The organism is Leptospira brenneri, assembly GCF_002812125.1.
Taxonomy (GTDB): domain Bacteria; phylum Spirochaetota; class Leptospiria; order Leptospirales; family Leptospiraceae; genus Leptospira_A; species Leptospira_A brenneri.
In genome coordinates this window covers 121103-144117 of sequence record NZ_NPDQ01000002.1, presented here as the reverse complement: position 1 = coordinate 144117, position 23015 = coordinate 121103, and the positions used below count along the sequence as shown (strand labels likewise).

The following is a 23015-nucleotide window of genomic DNA, read 5'->3' as shown; positions in this document are numbered from 1 at the left end:
TGAAATGAAAATTTATTGACTTAAGTTTCTGATTTGCGTTCTTTTAAAACGGTTTCAATTACTTCCACAAAAACAGAAGGGTCTTGTGCCCCACTGACTGCATACTTCCCACCAATAATAAAATAAGGAACCCCGCTGATTCCATTTTGATGATAATATGAGATTTCTTGTCGGATGTGTTCCTTTAGTTCTGGGTCTGCGAAAATAGCATCAAACTTAACACGGTCTTTGTATATAGGTTCGGCTACTTTCCAAATCACTTCTTTATCAGTCAGATCCTTTCCTTCCGTAAAGTTCGCAGCAAAAAACAGATCCACTAACTTTGCCTGTTCTTCTAAAGTAGAAAGTCCTGCTACGAGTGCATGTAACACCAATGTATTTGTGGCTTTGGGTATGGCTTCGAATTGGAATGGAATTCCTACAGATTTTCCGATTTCTGTAAGGCGTTGCCAAGCACCGTCCAATCTGTCTAAACTTCCAAATTTTTGTGTTAGGTGCTCTTTATAATCAATCCCTTGTTCTGGAATTTCAGGAGATAACTGAAACGGTCTCCATCGAACTTGCGGGTTGATTTGATCTCCAACAGTTTGAAGAGCCAACTCCAATTTCTTTTTTCCTACATAACACCAGGGACAAGCTACATCGGATACGATATCAATGGAAAAAGGTTCAGAGTTGGTTGACATTTTATATTAGACTCCTATCCAATTAGAGACTAGAACCATAAAAGGGAAAATAATGAAACTCACAAGAAAAAGATTTTTAATCAACAGTTTTGCCTCTGGTGCCTTGGTTTCGCTGCCTGCTTTACAAAAAAACTTATATGCGTATAGCGGAAAGGAAGCCAACTTCCACAGGCAAGACCCTCTTGGGTTTGCTGAATCCCTTGGTTTTACGAAACCCCTAGACCAAATCCTCCTAACCGCCCTCCTAGCACCCAATTCCCATAATTCCCAGCCCTGGAAACTAAAACGGGTCTCTGACTCGGAATTTCTCTTGTTTGGAGACAAAGAAAAACAACTCCCGGAAATCGATTCTTTGAACCGTCAATTTTTCCATACGCAAGGTTGTTTTTTGGAACTTGCTCACCTAGCAGCCGATAAACTTATGTTCGATTCAAAAATCACATATTTCCCAAAAGGAAAACCAAGTTCCCTTTCTTTCTTAGCCTTACCTGTTGCTAAATTTGAAATTTCTCCCAAATCCAAATGTGTTCACGATTTTTTGTTCTCTGGTGTTCCCCATCGCAGGATGAACCGTTCCGTTTACTCAGGAGATTACATCAAAAATGAAGAAATCGATGACTTAAAAATGTTAACTGGTCCAAGCCTACACCAAATCCTTTTTATCAATGATCCTCAAAAATTAGAAACTATTCTTCCTATACTCGATTCTGCTTTTGCCATGGAAACCAATCGCACCGTATCCAATGAACTCAATCGTAAGTGGTTTCGAGTTTCCAATGAAGATATTTATTCAAAACGGGATGGGCTCACACTCGAAGGAAACGGGCTTTCCGGAATTAAACTTTGGTTTGCGAAAAACTTTTTTGTTTCTTTAGCCAAAGAAGATTGGCATTCTGAATCCTCTAAAAATGCGGGAATCCAAATGTTTCAAAGCCAAGTATATTCTTCTAAGGCACTTGTTTTTTTCATCACAGAAGGCACCGATACAGAACGAACTTGGATCGAAACGGGAAGAGATTTCATGCGTCTAACACTAGCATGTGCCGTAAGGAAAATTGCCTTCCATACGATGAACCAAGCAGTAGAAGATTATCCAGAAAGCCGAAAGTTCACTGAACAACTAAAAACTCTCCTGGGTTTAAAACCCAAACAACAAATTCAGTTGATTGCTAGATTAGGAAGAAGTTCTTATGATTATGATTCGCCAAGACGAGAGTTGGAAAGTTTTATGATTTAAAAAATCTTAAGTATATCTTGAAACGCCAGGGAAACTAAAACTTGGGAAGTTTCCCAATCACATACCAAATCACTACTAAAAATTGGAAGGTGGCCGTAACCAGAAGTATGGAATAAGGTTTAGCATTGATTGCTTTCAAAGAACCAATCCTGGCACCAAAAAACCCACCCAGACTTCCAATGAGTGCTAATTCCAAATGTAACTTTCCTTGCATATAAAACATAATACTCGTTCCAAAAGAAGTAAGAAAAATTCCAAGAAAGGAAGTGGCAACCGCTTCCACAGGACTCATTCGAAAGTAATACACAAATAGAGGTACAGCTAAAAACCCACCTCCAATTCCAAAAAAAGAAGAAAACAAACCAAAAAAGATTCCCGTAAGAAGAACAATGAAAATCGATTTACGAGAATAAGAAAATGAAGACACCTGATCTATATTAGGTGAATGCGCCGAAATTAATTTTGTTTCTGAGTCTTTTGTTAGAACAGAGGGATTAGAATTTAAACTTTGAGCCTGAACTTCGAGAGATTGGTAGTATTTCTTTCTCCTCTTCAAAGCAGTGATCAAATTGTAGATAGCAAGAATCCCTAAAAAAACAGTAAACACTATCAGATAAATCAATTCTGACAATGGAACTCCATAATACAACTGTTTGCCGAACTCGGTATCTTCAAACCTTCCAAATTTATAAGCTGTGTACTGTGCTGTTGGAATCGAAGTACAAAGTAGAAGAAACCCTTGTTTCCATCTGATTTTATTGTTTTTGTAATAAACAAAAAGGCCGGATAGAGAAGAAACGGGCATTTGTGCTAAGGAGACTGCAACCGCCTGCACTGCACTGAGATGAAAAAAACTATGGAAAAAGGGAGTGTAAATAAACCCTCCCCCGACTCCTAAAAAAGAAGCTATGTATCCAACAAAGAATCCAACTCCAAAAACAACAATGATCCCCGGCCAAAAACCCCAGACAAAATCATAATAGATTTGGAAGTTAAAATCCAATGGTTTTAGAAATGATCCTTCGCATCTTCAAAAAACTTAAGTGTCATTCTCTCAAACACTTCTCGTTCAGTTGCAGTTTCAAAATTGTACCAAGAGATAGGAATAAATAATAACCACTGTGCATAGTTTCTAAAGATATGATATTCGTAAGTTCCTACTTTCTTTCCATCTTTATAAAGAAGATACTGAACATCATATCCATCTTGTGTAGACCAAGCAGGAAGTAAAGTTGCGGTTAATGTAGAAATACCAAGAAACACAGTGGCTTCAGGAGAAGGAGAACGATAATTCACTTTTACATTCACCAAGTATCCAGTTTTTGGAACATCAACCCCTTCTACTGTATTTTTAAAACGAGTTTTGTTTTGAAAGTAGTTCTTTAGAGCTTCCCTTCCACCTAAGTTCATTTGAGGAAATGTAGGAAGTGCATAAACAAAATTAGCGTCGTTTGTTTTTTCTTCCGAAGGAAGTGGTAAAATTTTGGGATGATCTTTATAACTGATCAAACAATTGGAAAAAATCAAACTGAATGCAATCAGTTGTCCAACAAATAAAATTTTAGTTTTGGCTATGGTCATGTAAACCTTCCTCGTCATGTCTTCTTTCTAATTCTTCGTATAATTCTTCTTGGTCTTCACTGAAAAATAATTCAAATCCAATTCGCAAACAAACAGGATCATCTTCAATCGAAACATTACTCGGCAAAATTAAATTCATTACATAGAATGTATTGGATTCTGCTTCTTCTAAAAAAACTTCAGTGGCATCCCACTCATCAAATTCTTCTACATCCGGTTTACGAAATTCCTTCAAAATTTCGTCGAAAGGTTCCGTGATGTAGTTAAATTCGCCTGATTCACTATCAATGATGAATTGAATGTGGTGGCAACCAGGCCCCTCTTCTTCTAAGGGACTGAGGACAAGACTACCACAAGCAGGGCAATGAATGACTGGATCGATGGCTCCACTCGGCCAATTGATATTGATAGTTTCGATCATAGGTTACAAACCTCAAGTCCCCATCTTAACGAATCTCATTCTTAGGGAAACCGGAATTTCCCCTTCTTTTTTAAAAAACTGAATCGGAACTTTAGACGGGGGAAGAGATAGAGTTTGCTTTAAAACTGGCCTTGAAATTTTATCAAAAAACAAATGGGGATTACTGCCGAATACCAATCTGCTTTTACATCTAGTTTCCAAGAGTTTTTTGGGAACGCGAAAGATATCGGTTGGGAACTCTATCATTTGAGTTCGGAACCAGAAAATGATTTTCCCTCTTGGCTTACCTTTACCATAAGAAATCCGTTAGGTGGAAGAGCACTGGTATTTCGTTACCAAAGACTCGAAAATAAATTTTATGCTCTTCTCAAAGTCCAAGTCATTCCCGGAGAAGAAAACTGGAGTTTAGATCAGTTGTTTCATAAAAAAGGATACACCGATTTAGATGCCGACGATATCCTTTCTTCTGGTGGAGAGTGGCTCTTCCATTCCCTAGCACGCCACTACTTTGGAATCATTATTTCTTTTTGTCCAAGAATCCTAGAGCCCGATTACTTTTTAGATTGAGATTTTTTATTTCGATCGTCCGCAAGGACTTGGTTCCATAAAAATCCCCAAATAAAAAATGTTGAATTGATATAAGTATACAACATGAGCACAACCATTTTGGAAATCAAATCATAGGCTAAAGAATAATTCACACCTACGTTTTTCATTTTTAAATAAAATTGAAATCCAAAACTCATCCCAAGAACAAGAAGAGAAGCAAAGATAGCACCAGGTAAATTTTCTTTTAAAGTGGTTTTTGCTTTGGTAATATAAGCATAATAAAACGTAAACAAACCTATGCTATAAGGTAGAATGATCAGTGATACTGACAAATAAGGATTGTTTCTAAAAAACCCAAACCGAAAGGAACGAAATAAAAATCGTTCGGCCTGAACCAAACCATAAGTCAGATAAAAATACAATACGAGTAAAACAAGAGAAATGACGAGCAACCGAAAGTTGATCCACTGCGAACCAATAAAACCCACTGTAGTTTCGTCTCGTGAAATAAACCTGAGTGCTTTGGAAATCGTTCCAAAAATAGTCAAACTGGAAAAAAAGGAAATGGCAATGCTAAGAGCAATCACATTATAACTCTTAACTCTTGTTAAATTTTCAACACTTTTGTCTATGGGCTGAAAGATCGGAGCCGGCAAAAATTTTCCAATTTGATCTGTCATCAAATTGATGGTTTTTGGATCCTGCAAAAGCCCAAGTAGGGTCACAAATACAACAAGAAGAGGAAACAGGGTCAGAAGGAAGGTAAACGAAAGTTCCGAAGCTAGGCCATGGACATCGTACAAGTACACTTCACTGAAAAATCGTCGGAGGCGTTTCATGCGGTCAGTTTGAAACTTGTCCGTATTTTTGTCTTATTTTTCTTGCAGTCTCCTAACCAGAGGAAACCCTGGAAGAATCTCAGTGACGTACCTAAAAGGGGAAAACTTCCATGTCAGAAGAAAAAGAAAAGAAGAACAAAAAAATCGCGAAGATGACAGTTGCAGAAATTGATGCAGCCATCAAAAAATCCGTGGAAACCATGAATGGCGAATCTAGCCTTTATGTGAAACACCTTCGTGAAAGAAAAGAGGAACTTCTAGCCAAGAAATAAGGTTAGTCCCTCCTAAACTCCCCGCCCTCCCGGCGGGTTTTCCACAGCTTTGATCCAATTCATCCAAATCCACCAACACTTCGGCCCCAAGGTTCTCTTTGAGGGATTCAGCTGGCATATCAAACCAGGCTGCCGTGTTGCCATCGTAGGTCCCAATGGATCGGGAAAAACCACCCTCTTCCAAATGGCCGCAGGAAAGATGAAACCCGAATCCGGGGAAGTCATTCGTTCCAAAAACACAGTCCTATCCCTTTTCCAACAGATCCCTGAATTCAGTCCCGAAACATCGGTGATAGAGACTGTCCTCGATGAAAACAAACTCTATGCCGAGTATGATGGAAAAAGAAAACTCATCGAATCTAAATTCGAAACCATCGATCATGAAGACCCTGCCTTTGAGGAACTCCTTCACGAACAAAGTGATTTAGAAGAATTTGCCCACTTACATGACTTACACGGTCTAGAAGCTCGGGCCAAAAAAATTTTATCCGGTCTTGGATTTTCTACGGCAGACTTTATTCGTAAAACAAAAGAATTTTCACCGGGATACCACCATAGAATTGGTCTTGCCATTGCCCTACTCAACCCACATAATTTATTACTTCTGGATGAACCCACAAATCATTTGGATGATAAAACCAAATCTTGGTTAGCTGACTTTCTTGTATCCCAAAACCAGGCCTTTGTTCTTGTCACTCACGATCCAGAATTTTTAAACCAAACGGTTGATACCATCATCGAAATCAATCCTCATGGAACTTTTGAATTCCAAGGATCTTTGGAAGAATTTTTTGAAGCCAAAAATGAAATCCAAGAAAAACTAAAAGCCCAATTCGAAAAAGAAGAAACTTATCTAAAAAGCCGAATGGAATGGGTGGAAAGGTTTCGTGCCCAAGCAACCAAAGCAAGGCAAGTACAGTCTGTCATCAAACGTTTGGAAAAAAGAGATAAGGTGGAAAATCCAGAAGAATCTTTTTGGAACCAAAAACCCGACTACCAATTCCAATTTGTTCCTTCGAGTAATATCATTTTACGTTTAGAAAATGCCTCCTTTTCTTATCCTGATAAAAATACAGGAGTAAAGAAACAGATCTTTGAAAATGCAGAAATTGAAATTTCCGCGGGCGATAAAGTAGCGTTAGTGGGTCCAAATGGAGCTGGTAAATCCACTCTTATGCGTTGTCTTTTGGAAAAACATAAATTAGATTCTGGTTCTCTCTATTATGGCCCCAAAACCAAACTCGGATACTTTTCCCAAACTCACGGGGAAGATTTAGATGAAAGTTTGAACCTTGTCGAAACGGTGATTAAAAAATATCCAGAACTGAGCGAAGAAAGAGCAAGGACACTCCTTGGACATTTTGCCTTTCCAGGAGACGGAGTGTTTAAGTCCGTAAAACATTTATCAGGTGGAGAACAAAGTAGACTCCGGCTTGCACTTCTTGTCCAACATCCCACCAATTGTTTATTTTTAGATGAACCCACAAACCACTTGGACATAGTGATCCGAGAAGCGGTCAAACGTTCCCTCATTGATTTTCCAGGAAGTCTCCTCATCATCAGCCACGACCCCGATTTTATGAAGGGACTTTGTAACCGCACCTTCCAACTCTCTGGCGGTGTTTTACAAAACCTAAATTGCAGTTTTGACGACTACCTTAAGTTCCATAAAGAAGACGAAACAGAATCCCCAGCTCAAAATAATTCGGGCAAAGCAAAATTTGAGGAAAAAAAAGCCAATCCTCAAGCGAGTAAAAATAAAAGAAAAAAATTAGAGAAAGAAATTTCAGATTTGGAAGTCCAAATAGAAAGACTGGAAAAAAATAAAAAGGACAAAGAGGAACTTTTACAGGATCCAGAGTTCTTTAAAAACAGAAGTTTTCAGTTGGAAATGGACACTTATAACGATATTAAAAGAGAGATTGCACTCCTTACGAAACGTTGGGAGGATGTAACTCTAGAACTAGAAGAATTGGGCGGAGTCACATAATGGTACCGGAAATAGATGTAGTGAGTTTTAAAAAACGTTTGGATGCACGTGCAGAAGGAAAAGATGATTTTTTTGTATTGGATGTAAGAAATCCTAATGAACAAGAAATTGCCTTAGTACCTGGAACAGACAAACTCATTCCTGTTAGTGAACTTGCGGCACGGATTGAAGAAATCAAAAACCAAATCGACAAAGAAATTTTAGTGTATTGCCGTTCGGGTGGAAGGTCTGGAATGGCTTGTGGAATTTTGGCCCAAGCAGGGTTCAAATCCTACAAAAACGTGGCTGGCGGAACTTTAGCTTATTCCGATTTAGTCGATCCTTCCATGCAAAAGTATTAATTATGAAACCTACAGCCAATTTAAGAATTTTAGAACAACATAGTCTCATTCCTCCCTCCGTTATCATCGAGGAACATCCTTTAACAGACGAAGCATGCGAAGTTGTCGTACGCACAAGAAGTGAAATTTCTGATATCATTCACGGAAAAGACAACAAGCGAATGTTAGTTGTCGTTGGACCATGTTCTGTTCACGATATCGGTGCCGTGATGGAATATGCATCCAAACTCAAACCAAAAATCGAGGAATTCAAAAACGAACTTCTTATTGTGATGCGAGTTTATTTTGAAAAACCAAGAACTACTGTGGGTTGGAAAGGCCTCATCAATGACCCAGATTTAGATGGATCATTTCATATCAACAAAGGTCTCCAACTTGCCCGCAAACTTTTGTTAGATTTAAACAATATGGGAATCCCTTGTGGAACCGAATTTTTAGATGTGATTTCTCCCCAATATATCGCAGACTTAGTGGCTTGGGGTGCGATAGGTGCGAGAACCACAGAAAGCCAAGTACATCGGGAATTGGCTTCTGGTCTTTCTGCCCCTATTGGTTTTAAAAATGGAACGGATGGAAATGTTCAAATTGCAGTGGATGCGATTCGTTCTGCCAGTTCCAGTCACCATTTCCTATCAGTCACAAACCAAGGAAGTAGTGCCATCTTTCGTACCGCAGGAAACAAAGACACTCATGTCATTTTACGTGGTGGAAACAAAGGGCCTAACTTTGATGAAGCGTCGGTCAACGAACTAGGTGCACAAATTGAAAAAGCAGGTCTTCCGTCTAAAGTTATGATTGATTGTTCTCATGGAAATAGTCAAAAAGATTTCCGCAAACAACCATCTGTGATTGAATCAGTGGCAGAACAATTCGGAAAAGGCAGCAAACATATCTTAGGTGTGATGATTGAAAGCCATTTAAAAGAAGGAAACCAGTCTATCGACGCTAAACCTTTGACTTATGGTCAGTCCATCACCGATGCTTGTGTTTCTTGGGAAACCACAGTTCCGATGCTTGAAAGATTGGCGGAAGCTGCAAGAAAAAGGCCTAAACCTTATTTTGATTCGTTTACGAGAACAATATAAGACCAATTACCGACTATAAACTAATTACTAAGACAAAAAAAGATCTATTTTTGTCTTAGTAAATTCCTTCCGCACTATGTATCAGAAAAGGCGTGGGCTTCCGATGGATACTCACGTTTCGAAACTTCGCGGTGGTAAGCATTCACCGCATCCTTCACTGGCCCACTGAGATTTCCAAACTTCTTGAGAAACTTAGGATGAAAGTCCTCATTTAAACCAAGTAAATCCTGCATGACAAGTACCTGGCCTGAAGTGTATTTTCCAGCACCAATCCCAATCGTCGGAATGCGAATGGATTCTGTGATTTCTTTTCCTAAGGATTCAGGAACCATCTCGAGTAACAAAGCAAAAGCGCCTGCTTCTGCAAGTTCTCTGGCTTTTCGAACCATTTTGGAACGAGCCGCATCTGTTTTTCCTTGGACCCGGTGTCCACCTAAAGTGTGAACCGATTGTGGCGTGAGACCCAGGTGTGCAAAAACGGGAATCCCTGATTCTGTCATCCGTCGAGTGAGTTCGATGATAAATTCAGAATCTCCTTCCAGTTTCACACAAGAGGCATTGGTTTCTTTGAGTACCCGGCCGGCAGAACGAATTCCCTCTTCAATGGAGGTTTGGTAAGATAAAAATGGTAGGTCGGCAACGATGGTTTTATCAGGAGCTCCCTTACACACTGCTTTTGTATGATAAATGATCTCATCCAAAGTGACAGGAAGTGTGGACTGGTTTCCTTGGATCACCATTCCCAGAGAATCTCCAACTAAGATACAATCAATTTCTGTTCGATTGAAGAGAGTGGCAAAGGTATAATCATAACAAGTGATGACAGAGATGGGTTCTCCTGCATCATACTTTTTTTTATACTGTAGAATAATGTTTTTCATGGTTTAGTTCCAAAAAGAGTGCATAAACTCCAATTTCTCCCATATCGGTTAACAATTGTTTTATGAATGGTCTAGAATATAACGAATGGTGCGGAAGGTGTAAAAAATCTGTTTTCATGACTACCGCTTCATAGGTGAGGATATCGATATCAATTTCACGCGGACCTTTCCAAGACCTACGTTTCCGTCCTAGTTTGTCTTCAATTCCTTGAAGTGAATCGAGTAAACAAGGAAGTGTGAAAGCAGAAGACACCATCACCTTCAAAATTTGATTTAAAAAATAAGGTTGGTTTGTGTTTTCTAAAGGAGCCGTTTCCAATCGTTCCGATTGTTTTAAGATTTGAATTTCGGGTAATGTAGAAATCTCCCAAATTGCCTGATCCATAAAATGGTGTCTGTCACCGATATTAGAACCCAGAGACAAAAAGGCAATGTTGGAATACTTCATGATCTTACCTCTTTACGAACTTAGTGCGATAGTCCGGACACTTTAACTCAATTTCTTTGGTCATTTCCATCAGCCTTGAATAAATACGGCCTTGACCCCGATCCCTCCACTCCACCAGAGAATGGTTCGAAGTAAGAAGAGTCAGTTTTTCTTGTTCATAACGACTATCGATGAGATCGTATAACTTTCTATTGTTGAATTCGGATTCTTTTTGGACTCCGAAGTCATCAATCACAAGTACATCGACGTTCGCAAATTCCCTTTCAATGGATCGTTCTTGGCCGTGAGTTTCGCTATCAGATTGATAGGTATCACGGATGGCAGATAAAAAGTCTTTATTCACCTTAGCGTACTTACAAGTAATCCCATAACGAAAGATAAGCTCATTTAATATGACGCAAGCAAGTAAGGTTTTCCCAGACCCAGTCCCACCCCAGAGGTAAAATCCTTGGGGCGAAAAATCTGCATTTTTAAACTTGTGAACCAGTTCGTTTGCCCAGTCGTGAGCAATGATAAAGGACATATCCGGATCGTTCGCTGTGTCTCCAATATCAATATTGGATAAAAATTGGAAACGGTAACGCGCAGGAATGTTTGCTTTTTCGACTAAATTCTCTAAGTTACGAAGGGAAAACCTTGCATTATGACAAACACAAGGGAGCATTTTGTCTAATTTCCGATCAAAAGTCATATAGGGGGGTTGCCCCTTCGACTCACAAGTGTTACAGTCACTTCCTATACAATGACAAAGGACAAGAGCCCCAGAACGAGAGCCCCGAACATGTTCGGCTAAGGTAATTCCAACCCCACCACAGGTCTTACACTGTGGATTTCCGTCCCGGATAGCAGTAATTTCGGATAAATTCATCTCCAAGGAGCAATCTTCTCGAATTCTCTAAGCTGTCAAGGAATGAGATTTTTTAGGAGTTTAAGGACTTATGTCCCTTTAAATCAAAGAGAATCGGAAGAAAAAGTTCACGATTAGGTTTTTTTCCTCATTAATTCGTTATTATTGACTCTTGCCATTCCGATACTTTCATTGAAGAAATAGATAAACCTATTCCTTCAAAATATTGAAAGAGACAAAAGGGTCACACGACTATGAAGATTATTAAGTATCTCCTTATTCTCCAACTGGTGTCCGGCTTTAGTGTGCTTTTCGCACAAGCTCAGCCTGCGAACGCTCAAGACAGCCAAGCGGCTAAAGACCAAGTCGACGAACTTCTCAAAGGTGAGCTCGTTCCTGAAAACGACGACGCGGAACTTACAGAAGACCAAAAAAAGAGAAAGAAAGAAATTATGGAACAGGAATCTCTTTGGAAGAATCCTGATTTTAAAGGGTATAACAAAACTTTCCAAGAGTTACACCAACTTTCTAAAACTTTCGCTAACAACCAATTCCGTTTGGCTCTTTCCAACTACCAATCCGGTGTTAACACCGTTATGAAAAATAGAGATTGGGTGGAACAGTACCGCAAAGAAGAAGCTGAGAAAAAACGCTTAGATGAAAAATGGTACTGGCAAAAAGTAGATCGTAAAGCAAGAGAAGAACGCGTTGTTTACCGTGAAAAAATGAAAGCGAAACAAGACGCTCTCAACTACTTCTCTAAAGCGATCAATCACCTTGATGAAATTAAAAACCCTGACTTAAGAGAAAGACCTGAGTTCAAAAGACTTCTTTCTGACGTTTATCGTTCTTGGATTATGGCTGAGTATGACCTTCAAAATCTTCCTCAAACCATCCCAATTCTTGAGCTTTACATCGAGATTGACGATAACGAGAAAGAATACCCTGCTCACAAGTATCTTGCAAGTGCATATAGCTTCGAAGAAAACATGATCAAAAAGACAAAAGGTCCAGATGATATGCTCTTCAAGTATCGTTACAAAAAGAACGTTCACTTATTACGTGCCACTGAGTTAAAATATGGAAAAGATTCTCCTGAATACAAACATATTGTTAACGTAATCAACCGAGATGAGGTTATTTCGGTAGCACAATAATCCCGAAAAGATCTCTTTCAATGAGAAAGCCCGGCATGAAACCCGGGCTTTTTTGTTTTTAGGTTCATAGATAACAGAGTGAATTGAATCTAAACAATGACTCTTCCCTCGAATCTATTTTCTTTATTTGATTTCTTTCAGAACTGTTTTGGTTGGCATTCGAAAGAAACTAAAAAGTCCGAGCGCATACAAACTCACAGTCACCAAACAGATTCCCAAAAACACCAGTGTAAGTTGTCCATAAGGATATACACTTCGGAGTTCTAAAACGGATCTGTTCAAAACTTCATTCGAAACCACAGAATAAATGAGTCCCAGTAAAAACGAAATGACAGAAACGAGTAAGGCTTCCCGTAGAAAATGTTTTACCATAAAACGACTGTTGGCTCCAATCACTCGTAACAAAGCAAATTCCCGTTTTCGTTCTGATTGGCTTGCATAAAGAGTGGTGAACACAAGAACAAAAGATGCCGCCAAGATAAAAGCCGTCATCAGTGCCATCATCTGAGTAACTTTTTCCAAAATTCCCATAAAGGCTTGGATGGTTTTTTCTGTATCAATGACGGTGATGTTGGGAAACTGATTCACAATTACCTTTTGTAATTGGTATCTGTCTTCACCGGAATCAATGAGTAAGGAAACAATGTAAAACCGAGGGGCTTTTTCCAATATCCCTTTGGAAAAAAGAACCACAAAGTTCGGTTTCATATCGGCCCAGTTTACGGATCGCAAGTTTGTGATTTTTCCGGAAACTTCGCGGCCTTGGACATTGAAAGTCAGTTCATCACCCACTCCCGCTTGTAAATACCCTGCAAAATCACGTTCTACAGAGATTTCATTCCTTCCGGATTCATTCCACCAAGACCCATTCGTTACTTCTTCCGTATCATACAACTCATCTCTGTAAGATAAAAAGTATTCCCGAGTTCTGGCGGTAGCCCGCCAATTCCGATCCATCGCGTTTTTGATGGTATCTTCTTTTTTAATGGGTTCTCCATTGACTTTGGAAAGGCGAGCTCCAATCACAGGGGCCAAATATTGTTTCTCCACAGGAAATGATTTAATTGCGGTTAGGAGATCGTTTTTCTGAGTTTCCCTGATGTCTAGAAGAAACATATTGGGTCTACGTTCGATCTCACGGGCACCACTGAGTTCCAGTAAACTCTCTTGTAAGATGAGCGATAAAGTAAGGATAAAGAGTGCAGACCCAAGCCCAATGATGGAAAGTCGTAAGGCTCCTGATTTACGTGTGACTTTTTTAGTCACAAGGCTCCATTCCTTCGAAAGCCATCCTAGTTTCGAGATTTTAGTAATGAATAATCCAAGAAGTATGTACAATCCGTACACAAGGACTGGTAAGGTTAATAAAACGAATGTAAAAAGAATTCCTTTAAAAATACTTTCTGTTTCAAGAATGGCAAGGCTCGTAAACAGAAGGTAAATCAAAAGAAAAGATCCAAATTGCCATTTCGATGTAGATAACTTCCCACTGGTTTGTGATTCCACTTCTTTTAATGCTGCAAGTGGTTTCACCGATCTTGTTTCCAAAACAAGAGGAATGGAAATGAGTAAAGGAAGCACCACTCCGAGCACAAAACTCCAAAGAAGAGAAGATAAGGAAAGCCCAAAGACAATCCCTGCTTTCACAGACATAAGTCCACTAATATCAGGCAATAGTGATTGGATTCCATATCCAAGGATAAGTCCAAAAATAGTTCCAAGGAGTGAGAGGATTAAAATTTCAGCAAATACCAAAAGTAAAATCACATTCGGTTTGGCACCGAGACACATGAGGATGGCGATTTCATTTCGTTTTTCGAGTAAACGAGTTCTTACCGCTGTGTATACAGAAATGGCTCCTAAGAAAAATCCAGCGAGAGCCAGAAGGGCCATATAATCAAAAGTGTTCTTGATAAATTGTTGGGACCCAGAATTTACTTCTGTATTGTGATAAATAGTTAAGTCTTCTTTGATCAGGGCTTCAAACTCTTTCTCTTTCCAACCCAAACTATCAACAGAATCAGGAAACTTTGCATAGATGGTATAACGGATCCGACTTCCTCTTTGTACGAGTCCCGTTTTGTTTGCGGTATCTTTTCGAATGATGGATCCTGGAGCAGAGCCCACAAATGATCCAAGGGCACCTGGTTCTTTCACCACAACACCAGCAAGCTCAAGCAAACTATCACCCAAACGCACCCGGTCTCCCCGTTTTAGTTTTAAGTTTTCCACAAGAGATTGATCGAGTAATACCTGATTTGGTTTTAAATTTCGATACGCTGATTCTGGTTCGGTTTTCATTTCCCCGTAAAAAGGATAATTGGTTTCCACAGCTTTGACAAAACTTAAGGAATTCTCCTCTCCCGATTCATTGGAAATCATTGATAAAAACTGAATGGAGGCACTGGTTTCCGAACCTTTCGGAAGGCTGGTTTCGACCAATTTTTCCGCTGATTTTGTGATTTCTTGGGGGGATTGGAGGGCAATATCGGCCCCCATAATCGATTTGGCCTCTCTTCTGATGGCATTTGCAGTATTGTCTTTGTAGGAATGGATTCCAATCACAGAACCAACCCCAAGAGTGATCGAAACCACAATGAGTAAAGAATACCGAAACCGAGAGAAAAGTTCCCGTTTTAAATAAAAACGAAACAGAGATGCTTTCATCGACTCGCCTGCTTAGTATTTATGTTCGTTTTCTTGTGTTTGGTGGTCTTTTTTGTAGGTGTTTTTTTAGAAGAAGCAGATGAATTTTTCTTTTTGTTCCAAGAATCAGAAACAATTTCCCCATCTTTCATTTCTAACACACGATCGGCAAGTTTTGCCACATCTGGGTCATGAGTGACCACAACTAAAGTTGTTCCTTGTTCTTTGTTTCGATACAACAATAAATCTAAAACTGTTTTACTATTTTTAAAATCCAAGTTGGCAGTTGGTTCATCCGCAAAAATAATCTTTGGATCATTTACAAAACTTCGCGCAATGGCGATCCGTTGTTCCTCTCCACCTGACAACTGTTTTGGGAAGTGAGTCGCACGATGGGACATAGAAACAGATTCTAAGATTTTTTCTGATTTTTTTAAAATTTCTGCTTCTGTGAGTGATGATTTTAAATACAATGGAATCCCTACATTTTCAATTGCATTGAGGCCAGGTAATAATTGAAAATTTTGAAAGATAAATCCTATCTTATCAGCACGTAAATCAGCTAAATTTGATTCATTTTCCTTTGTGATATCAATTTCGTCCAAGGAAACAATGCCTGTATCAGGTTTATCTAGACCGGCTGCTACACCAAGTAGTGTTGATTTACCTGAGCCTGATGGGCCTATAATCGCTACAAATTCGCCTGTTTCAATGCGAAATGAAATATTTTTCAACACATCAATCGTTTCCGATTCATTGTGAAATGACTTAAACACATTTTTAAATTCCAACACTAGGTTTTTCCCCCAAAGATTTTATCACCTAACAAAAAAGATATGACTAATAACGGGCATTTATCAGAAAAAATACCGCCTAACAACGATTTTTTAATTTTTTCCATAACAGTTATAATTTTTTCAATTTTCATTTCCGTTCCAACTATATTGCACATAATGAAAAAAATCTGACAAAAAAGTACTGATCTTTTCGAGTGTACTTCTTAATTTTTTTTGACCCCAAAGGGAGGGTTTCATATAAAGTAACTTCATCGTAGTGTTTCCCCTCTCCCTTTTTTGGGGAATTTTGAGGAGTTATGAACAGCACTGTCGATAAGCGGACTCATACAGGTAAATATAGAATGCTCGAAAGCAATACAAAGATAAAAACTGCAGACTTTATGAATGTGAAAATTAATAATCTTAAACCTTGTGCGGAATGTGGATCCGTCACGAACCTTTATCAATACAATCTCTGCAAAGTTTGTTTGTCCAAGAGTTTCAAAAAGCTTGTAAAAATCATCGACTCCGTGAGAAAGTAGAATTACTACACTTTCTCTACGTTAGTCGATGAATTATCCATTCCAAGATATTGAACAAAAATGGCAAAAACACTGGGACGAAAACCAGACCTTTCGCACAAACGCCCACTCAACCAAACCTAAATACTATTGTTTAGACATGTTTCCCTACCCAAGTGGCGCCGGACTTCACGTAGGCCACCCTGAGGGATATACAGCCACCGACATCATTTCAAGACTCAAACGGATGGAGGGATTCGAAGTCCTTCACCCCATGGGATGGGATGCCTTTGGTCTTCCTGCCGAAAGGTACGCGATGACAACGGGAGTCCACCCGCGAACCACCACAAAGAACAATATTGATACCTTTCGCCGCCAAATCAAAAGTCTTGGCCTTTCTTATGACTGGAATCGCGAAATTTCCACTACCCACCCGGACTATTACCGTTGGACCCAGTGGATTTTCCTCCAAATCTACAATTCCTACTTTGATCGGAAAACAAACAAAGCAGTTCCTATCTCTGCACTCGTTCAAACCTTAGAATCAGAAGGATCTTCCTTTTTTGAAGGAAAGGAACTTCCGAAAGGAATTCAGTTTACTGCCTCCGAATGGAAGGCAAAATCCCGTAAGGAAAAAGAAGACATTCTTTCTTATTTCCGATTGGTATATGAGGCAAACATTCCAGTCAATTGGTGTGAGGCTCTCGGAACCGTTCTTGCCAACGAAGAAGTAGAAGAATGGACTTCCAAAGGGTATTCTGTCGAAAGAAAACCCATGCGCCAATACATGATGCGGATCACTTCTTACGCCGAACGTTTGCTAAATGATCTTTCTCTTTGTGAATGGCCCACATCTACCTTAGAGATGCAACGCAATTGGATTGGAAAATCCGAAGGTTTAGAACTTAATTTTTATGTTCCTACCTTATCGAAAGACATTACTGTTTATACAACAAGACCTGATACGATTTTTGGTGCTACTTACCTTGTCCTTGCTCCAGAACATCCTTTTGTGGCAGACCTGACCACTGCGGAACAAAAATCAGCAGTCGAAAAATACCAAAAAGATTGTTCTTTAAAAAGTGATTTGGAAAGAACCGAACTGAATAAAGATAAAACCGGAGTGTTTACTGGATCTTATGCCAGTTTACCAACCGATTCTTCTGTAAAAGTTCCGATTTATATTTCTGATTATGTTTTAATTTCTTATGGAACTGGTGCCATTATGGCGGTTCCTGCTCACGACCAAAGAGACTACGACTTTGCGGTGAAGTTCAACCTTCCCATCCAACAAGTCATCGATGGCAAAATGGAACCAAATCTAGCTTTTGATTCCAAAGATTCGGTTTGTATTAATTCTTCTTCCGCAGAAGTTCAGTTAGATGGTAAATCTTACAAAGATGCCTTCCAAACCATGTCCACTTGGGCGGAAGGTAAAGGGATTGGTCGTAAAAAAATCCAATTCAAACTGAGAGATTGGCTTTTTGCCAGACAAAGGTATTGGGGTGAACCCATTCCTCTCGTTCACTTCGCGGATGGAACTCCGAAAGCACTCTCTGATGCGGAACTTCCTTTGGTTTTACCAGACTTGGAAGAATTCAAACCTTCTGGAACGGGAGAATCCCCTCTTGCTTTAGCAAAAGATTGGCTTGTCTACACGGATCCTGTAACAGGTGAAGTAGGAAAAAGAGAAACCAACACCATGCCACAGTGGGCAGGATCTTGTTATTATTATCTTCGTTATATCGATCCAAGGAATAATGACAAACTCATTGATCCAGAACTGGAAAAGGTTTGGATGCCTGTGGAAGTCTATGTGGGTGGGGCTGAACACGCCGTATTGCACTTGTTATACTCCAGATTTTGGCATAAAATCCTTTTTGATTTGGGTCATGTTTCTTCCCCAGAACCTTTCCAAAAGTTAGTTCACCAAGGTTTGATTTTAGGGGAAGATAAAGGAAAAATGTCCAAATCTCGAGGAAACGTTGTCAATCCTGATGATGTTGTTTCTGAATTTGGAGCAGATACACTTCGCCTTTTTGAAATGTTTATGGGTCCGTTTGAAATGTCCAAACCTTGGAGTAAAAACGGAGTAGATGGTGTGTTCCGTTTCTTAAATCGAGTATGGAGACTTTTCCATTCTGGTGAAAATGAATCCTTCTTTGTAGAAGACATTGAACCGAACGAACAAGAACTCAAAACACTTCATCGTACGATTAAAAAAGTTAAAGACGATATTGATCATTTTTCATTCAACACAGCTGTGTCGCAAATGATGATCTTCATCAACGAGTTCACAAGTAATCCTAGAAAATCCAAAAAAGTTTTAGAACCTTTTGTTCTCGCTCTTTCTCCTTTTGCTCCTCATTTAGCAGAAGAACTTTGGTTTAAACTCGGACACAAAGAATCTCTTGCTTACCATCCCTATCCTAAGTGGGATGAGAAGTATTTGGTGGATGCGAATATTACCATTGTAGTCCAAGTGAATGGAAAGATGAGAGGAGAGTTCCTTGCTCCAAGGGACATCGAAGAAAAAGAAGTTTTGACTCTCGCCAAAGCAGTGGAAAAAGCAAAACCATTCTGGGAAGGAAAAGAAATCAAAAAAGAGATCTATGTGAAAGGAAAACTTGTCAACATCGTAGTGGCGGGATAATTTCTTTCTCTAGAAATTAAGATCAAATTTACTTTTAAGTTCAAGAATCCAAACCTAAAAACAAAACCCCTACTTTCCACTTCGGGAACGTTAGGGGTTTTTTAGTTAAAAAACTTTTTTACAAAATTACCATCACGAAGATCAACACTCCAAAGAGTACGATCGTGATAAAGGCTCCCATAAGCATAAACAAGTTGGCACCAGAAGACTTCGTGTCTTGAGTTTGTGTATTTCCTGTTTTTTTCTTTTGGCCTTGTCCCGCAGAACCTTTGTTTGCTCCACTTGTCATACCTGCTGGTTTGGGAATCGCCACCTTTACGGGATGTTCCTCGACAGAATGAAGTAGATACTGGTTGGGGCCTTCCGCAAAAATATGGTATTCTGTTTTGCTACCAGCAATTCCGAGAAATCTTCCCACCACTGGCTCTTTTGAGATTTTTCCTTCGTCATCAATGAGACCAAGGATCTGTGCATTAGTAAGTCCTTCAGGAGTTTCTGTGGGAACTCGGAATAAAATTTCCATACCTTCAACGAGATTATCAAACTCCACTCCATTGATCGGTGAAATGACAGTTTTCATATTCAATTCTTTTGGAAAGGAAGTTCTGTATTGAGCAATTTGGCGTTCAAGAGAAGACAATTCTCCTCGGTTCGGCTCTGTCGATACACCAGGAACAGAAGCATCCTTTGCAGAACCGGTATCATCTTCTGGCTTAGGAATGGGTAAAATTACACCTTTCATAGGATTTTCATAACGAAACTTCGCTGTGGAAAGTTTATCTACTTCTGCTTGGAGTTTTATATTTCTTCCTTTAGTTGCCATAAGGATTGGATTTTCCAAAAGTTCTGCAATATGGGAAGGGTCTTTTTTTTGCCAAAGAGGAAGTAACTCCTCTAACTTTTCTTTGGTGAAGGCTCTATGAACGGCGCGGCCGATATTTTCAGAAATCGCCGGGTCATAACCTCCTGACTTTCCAATATCACCTAAGTCAGTAGAAATTTGAACATGATCAGCAAAGGTTCGGATCCTTCTAAAAGTTGGAGATGTTCCCACAACGGCATAAAGTTCCATCACATGTTTCCGTATGGAAGAGACGAGGATAAGGACCATTCCGTTCAAACTGTCCAAGTCGATCTTTACTTTCACCAGGTAACCATCAGTAATTTTACCTTGTAAAACTTCCTTGGCTTGTTCGTCCGTAAACACGGCTTCTCTTGTCAGACCAATTAAGTCTGCTTGTCGTTTGAGTTGTTCTGCTTTTGAGTTTAGTTCGGACATTATTCTACAAACAATTGTTCGTGGGTCTCTGGAGATTTTGGAATCTCACTTAGATGAACTTCCACGCGCGCTATTGTTTCCTTTTTCCTTTCTGATGAATATATAGAGAGCAATCGACGGTCAAACCCAGATTGAGACAATAGTATCTCTACCATTGTAATTCCCATTCCTGCTCCTTCCGTACTATCACCGTGTTCCATAAAGAACTCGAATAGATTATCATACTTTTTCGCATTAATAAACTTTTCTTTGACTCGTTCTGCCTCAATGGGCAATAATGGAAAATTATTTTTGATTTCTAGGTCAATTTTATCCTGTCTATAAATGCAGGTGATTTTGACAAATAAACCAGTCTCACGCATTTTCTTTTTATAATTGGGAAACTTTCTTTCATTGAGACTGGTTTTAAAAAGTTTCATCCCTTCTTCATAATCTTTTACATTTTGTATGTTTAGATTCAGTTCTTCAAAAATGATTCTTTTGATGGCAGCTTTGGTGGAATTGACAATGAGTTCCTTGGCCGCTGTATAAAAAAGTTCCATCAAATCATCCCGGCCGACAGAACTTAAAATCCGCAACAAAATGTATTTGAGTTTGGCCTCACCGACATCCCCCATCACGTAAGTGATCATCGAGACCTTTTTCCCCAACTCCACGGCCCGGTCCACAGAAGTGCAAAACTGAGAAGTGAGTTGGATCTCTTGAGACATACCGGTAAACTGAAAAAATTTGCCAACATGTAGGGGATTTGTCTAGCGATTTATGATTTCTTCAGTTGTTTGCCTAGGATTTCCATCACTCCGCTGATGTTCGGTTTGCAAGCCTGGATGCGGTTTCTTAGTTTCTCATCAATGTTAGGGATTTTCCCTTCATGGTAGGCTAACTTAAATTCCGTAAATTTGAGGCCATTCGCAGTCGAAATCACAACAACCGATTCACCTTTTTTAACAACACCCGATTCCAAAGATTTCAGTAAGGCAGCAAGAGCCACACCCGTATGAGGATCATTATAGAGTCCGTATAAATCCCCACGAGCCGCGGCATTGGCCAATTCTTCTTCTGTGGCCACTTCCACGATTCCATTGAATTTCTTTAAAACACGGATTGCTTTTTTGACAGAAACAGGATCTCCAATTTGAATCGCAGAGGCCAAAGTTTTTTCAGCGGTTACTGGAGAGAAGTCCGTATAACCTTTCTTAAACGATTCGTAGAGTGGACTTGCATTTTTGGCTTGCGCCAAAATAATTCTTGGCAATTTATCGATGAGTCCAAGCTCAAACATCATCTCAAACCCCATTCCGAGTGCAGAAACATTTCCTAAATTTCCACCTGGGATCACAATCCAATCGGGAACCTTCCAACCTAACTGTTGAGTGATCTCAATCGAAATGGTTTTTTGACCTTCGATTCGAAGTGAATTCATTGAGTTTGCTAGATAAATTGATTTTTCTTTGGTGAGTTCTTTCACCACTGCCATACAACCATCAAAGTCTGTTTCAAGTGCCAACACAAGAGCTCCATTGGATACAGGTTGGATGAGTTGGGCCGTTGAAACCTTGTTTGCTGGTAAAAGAATGATAGAAGGAATTCCTGCTTTGGCTGCATAGGAAGCAAGAGCTGCCGAAGTATCGCCAGTCGAAGCACATGCGACTGCCTGGATGGGCACTCCGTCCGCAATCATTTGTTTGACCTGGCTCACAAGAACCGTCATTCCTAAATCTTTGAAGGAACCGGTGTGTGAAACTCCGCACTGTTTGACATGAAGGTTTGCCAGTCCCAAATCTTTGGCAAAACGAGATGCATCATAAAGATGAGTTGTCCCTTCTCCTGAAGTGATGATGTTTTCATCGTTTATCCCTGGGAGAACCCATTCTTTTTTCCCCCAAACCCCAGAAGCATTCGGGAATTGGCTAGAACGGAACCGGGTTTCAAATTCCGACTTCCATTCCTTAGCAGAAACTTGTTTGAGACTGTCTATATCATGTTCGACATTTAAAAGTTCCCCACAAGCTTCGCAGGAATAAATCACCTGGTGGAGGGGGTAGGTTTTGCGACAAGAGTCATTGGTGCAACGAAACTGTGCTCGGAATTGATATTTTGTAAGTGACATAGACTTCTCTAGGCTTCAGATTTACGGAAAGTTCCTTTTCCATTTTTGAGAAAGGGGAAAAATGCACGAATGATTTTTATCGTTTTTTGATGGATATGGAAACAGAAACTAAACTCTCCCGATGGTGGGTCAAATTCAAACGCTACACCCGTCGTAGCATTTTGATCTTTTTCTTTCTCGGTTTTCTCCTATTTGTCCGTATCTTTTTATTCCAAATTTATTCCATCCAGGGTAACTCCATGTATCCGACTTTGGAACATGGCTCTGTCGTTTTTGTTTGGAAGGGTGGATTTGCCATTTCTGCCAAATTCTTTGGAACCGAACTTCTTTATACTGACCCCGAAATCAACAAATTAGATTTGGTACTTTTTGTCAGCGAACAAGATGAACTTGTCGTCAAACGAGTGATAGGTTTGCCAGGTGAATTTTATTCCATTGAAGGTGGACGGGTTTTAATTGATTCAACTGAGTTATTAGAAAATTATCTTCCGAAAGGAACTTACACAAGCGAACCAAGTACTTCTATTTTTATCAATCGTCATAACTCTCCTTTTCTCGCCATGGACAAACAAGGAAGAATTCCGCCAGGGTATTATCTCCTATTAGGTGATAATAGACAGTATTCCACAGACTCTCGTTCCTTTGGTTTAGTGCCTGTTGAAAAAATCAAAGGCAAAGTAATCTTTTATTTCTAAC

22 protein-coding genes are annotated in these 23015 nt (G+C 39.5%); 9 read left to right on the top strand and 13 right to left on the bottom strand.

The features are described from left to right. Window positions 1-20: 20 nt before the first annotated feature. Window positions 21-686 carry a DsbA family oxidoreductase gene (locus tag CH361_RS04070; RefSeq protein ID WP_100789571.1) on the bottom strand — a complete coding sequence of 222 codons (666 nt, stop codon included), beginning with the start codon at window positions 684-686 and terminating at the stop codon, window positions 21-23. A gap of 52 nt (window positions 687-738) precedes the next feature. On the opposite strand from CH361_RS04070, the gene CH361_RS04065 reads away from it, so the two are divergent. After that, entirely contained in the window at window positions 739-1923 is a 1185-nt protein-coding gene (locus tag CH361_RS04065; RefSeq protein WP_100789570.1) for an Acg family FMN-binding oxidoreductase, read from the top strand. Between the two features lie 34 nt (window positions 1924-1957). On the opposite strand, the gene CH361_RS04060 is transcribed toward CH361_RS04065, so the two are convergent. The 3 genes from CH361_RS04060 to CH361_RS04050 are packed head-to-tail and all read right to left on the bottom strand — an operon-like array spanning window position 1958 to window position 3925. Further along, on the bottom strand, window positions 1958-2926 hold the full coding sequence (locus tag CH361_RS04060) for a sulfite exporter TauE/SafE family protein (protein ID WP_100789569.1): 969 nt from the start codon (window positions 2924-2926) through the stop codon (window positions 1958-1960). A 5-nt stretch (window positions 2927-2931) separates the two neighbouring features. After that, on the bottom strand, window positions 2932-3504 hold the full coding sequence (locus CH361_RS04055; RefSeq protein WP_100789568.1) for an LIC12231 family lipoprotein: 573 nt from the start codon (window positions 3502-3504) through the stop codon (window positions 2932-2934). Then, the gene (locus CH361_RS04050) at window positions 3485-3925 is read right to left on the bottom strand and encodes a hypothetical protein (protein ID WP_100789567.1); all 441 of its coding nucleotides are present in this window, start codon (window positions 3923-3925) and stop codon (window positions 3485-3487) included. The genes CH361_RS04055 and CH361_RS04050 overlap by 20 nt, the downstream gene beginning before the upstream one ends. A gap of 153 nt (window positions 3926-4078) precedes the next feature. Between CH361_RS04050 and CH361_RS19790 the strand changes: the two genes are divergently transcribed. After that, on the top strand, window positions 4079-4492 hold the full coding sequence (locus CH361_RS19790; protein WP_135676730.1) for a hypothetical protein: 414 nt from the start codon (window positions 4079-4081) through the stop codon (window positions 4490-4492). Here CH361_RS19790 and CH361_RS04040 read toward each other — a convergent pair. Then, window positions 4477-5313, bottom strand: coding sequence for a YihY/virulence factor BrkB family protein (locus tag CH361_RS04040; protein WP_100789565.1), 837 nt, complete (start codon window positions 5311-5313; stop codon window positions 4477-4479). The two genes, CH361_RS19790 and CH361_RS04040, sit on opposite strands and share 16 nt — an antisense overlap. A 110-nt stretch (window positions 5314-5423) precedes the next feature. Between CH361_RS04040 and CH361_RS19665 the strand changes: the two genes are divergently transcribed. From CH361_RS19665 to CH361_RS04025, 4 genes are read left to right on the top strand one after another with little or no spacing between them, the layout of a single operon-like run. Beyond that, window positions 5424-5585, top strand: coding sequence for a hypothetical protein (locus CH361_RS19665; RefSeq protein ID WP_004786402.1), 162 nt, complete (start codon window positions 5424-5426; stop codon window positions 5583-5585). A 49-nt stretch (window positions 5586-5634) separates the two neighbouring features. Further along, window positions 5635-7575, top strand: a complete 1941-nt coding sequence (locus CH361_RS04035) for an ABC-F family ATP-binding cassette domain-containing protein (RefSeq protein WP_100789564.1) — start codon at window positions 5635-5637, stop codon at window positions 7573-7575. Beyond that, window positions 7575-7916: a rhodanese-like domain-containing protein gene (locus CH361_RS04030; RefSeq protein ID WP_100789563.1), complete on the top strand. Its 342-nt coding sequence runs from the start codon at window positions 7575-7577 to the stop codon at window positions 7914-7916. Before CH361_RS04035 ends, CH361_RS04030 begins: the two co-directional genes overlap by 1 nt. Window positions 7917-7918: 2 nt before the next feature. Beyond that, window positions 7919-9001, top strand: coding sequence for a 3-deoxy-7-phosphoheptulonate synthase (locus CH361_RS04025; protein ID WP_100789562.1), 1083 nt, complete (start codon window positions 7919-7921; stop codon window positions 8999-9001). A 74-nt stretch (window positions 9002-9075) separates the two neighbouring features. On the opposite strand, the gene panB is transcribed toward CH361_RS04025, so the two are convergent. Genes panB through CH361_RS04010 form a run of 3 tightly spaced genes read right to left on the bottom strand, consistent with a single transcriptional unit; the run spans window position 9076 to window position 11198 of the window. Beyond that, window positions 9076-9882, bottom strand: a complete 807-nt coding sequence (panB, locus tag CH361_RS04020) for a 3-methyl-2-oxobutanoate hydroxymethyltransferase (RefSeq protein WP_100789561.1) — start codon at window positions 9880-9882, stop codon at window positions 9076-9078. After that, on the bottom strand, window positions 9857-10330 hold the full coding sequence (gene folK / locus CH361_RS04015; protein WP_100789560.1) for a 2-amino-4-hydroxy-6-hydroxymethyldihydropteridine diphosphokinase: 474 nt from the start codon (window positions 10328-10330) through the stop codon (window positions 9857-9859). The genes panB and folK overlap by 26 nt, the downstream gene beginning before the upstream one ends. A gap of 4 nt (window positions 10331-10334) precedes the next feature. Further along, complete coding sequence (locus tag CH361_RS04010; protein WP_165782224.1) at window positions 10335-11198, bottom strand: ATP-binding protein; 864 nt, start codon at window positions 11196-11198, stop codon at window positions 10335-10337. A 233-nt stretch (window positions 11199-11431) separates the two neighbouring features. Between CH361_RS04010 and fcpA the strand changes: the two genes are divergently transcribed. Continuing rightward, complete coding sequence (gene fcpA, locus CH361_RS04005) at window positions 11432-12334, top strand: flagellar coiling protein FcpA (RefSeq protein ID WP_100789558.1); 903 nt, start codon at window positions 11432-11434, stop codon at window positions 12332-12334. 123 nt (window positions 12335-12457) lie between these two features. Here the strand turns inward: fcpA and CH361_RS04000 are convergent, their stop codons facing one another. Continuing rightward, window positions 12458-15001 (bottom strand): ABC transporter permease, encoded by a 2544-nt coding sequence (locus CH361_RS04000; RefSeq protein ID WP_100789557.1) that lies wholly within the window; start codon window positions 14999-15001, stop codon window positions 12458-12460. Next, window positions 14998-15774: an ABC transporter ATP-binding protein gene (locus CH361_RS03995; RefSeq protein ID WP_100789556.1), complete on the bottom strand. Its 777-nt coding sequence runs from the start codon at window positions 15772-15774 to the stop codon at window positions 14998-15000. Before CH361_RS03995 ends, CH361_RS04000 begins: the two co-directional genes overlap by 4 nt. 552 nt (window positions 15775-16326) lie before the next feature. Here CH361_RS03995 and leuS point away from each other — a divergent pair. Then, window positions 16327-18930 (top strand): leucine--tRNA ligase, encoded by a 2604-nt coding sequence (leuS, locus tag CH361_RS03985; RefSeq protein WP_100789554.1) that lies wholly within the window; start codon window positions 16327-16329, stop codon window positions 18928-18930. Between the two features lie 118 nt (window positions 18931-19048). Here the strand turns inward: leuS and CH361_RS03980 are convergent, their stop codons facing one another. The 3 genes from CH361_RS03980 to thrC are packed head-to-tail and all read right to left on the bottom strand — an operon-like array spanning window position 19049 to window position 22319. Next, window positions 19049-20209 carry an LIC10486 family protein gene (locus CH361_RS03980; RefSeq protein ID WP_100789553.1) on the bottom strand — a complete coding sequence of 387 codons (1161 nt, stop codon included), beginning with the start codon at window positions 20207-20209 and terminating at the stop codon, window positions 19049-19051. Continuing rightward, window positions 20209-20919: a hypothetical protein gene (locus tag CH361_RS03975; protein ID WP_100789552.1), complete on the bottom strand. Its 711-nt coding sequence runs from the start codon at window positions 20917-20919 to the stop codon at window positions 20209-20211. Before CH361_RS03975 ends, CH361_RS03980 begins: the two co-directional genes overlap by 1 nt. A 50-nt stretch (window positions 20920-20969) precedes the next feature. Continuing rightward, window positions 20970-22319 carry a threonine synthase gene (gene thrC / locus CH361_RS03970; protein WP_100789551.1) on the bottom strand — a complete coding sequence of 450 codons (1350 nt, stop codon included), beginning with the start codon at window positions 22317-22319 and terminating at the stop codon, window positions 20970-20972. 95 nt (window positions 22320-22414) lie between these two features. Here thrC and lepB point away from each other — a divergent pair, with 95 nt between their 5' ends. Further along, complete coding sequence (lepB, locus tag CH361_RS03965) at window positions 22415-23014, top strand: signal peptidase I (RefSeq protein ID WP_244279554.1); 600 nt, start codon at window positions 22415-22417, stop codon at window positions 23012-23014. The last annotated feature ends 1 nt before the right edge of the window (window position 23015 follow it).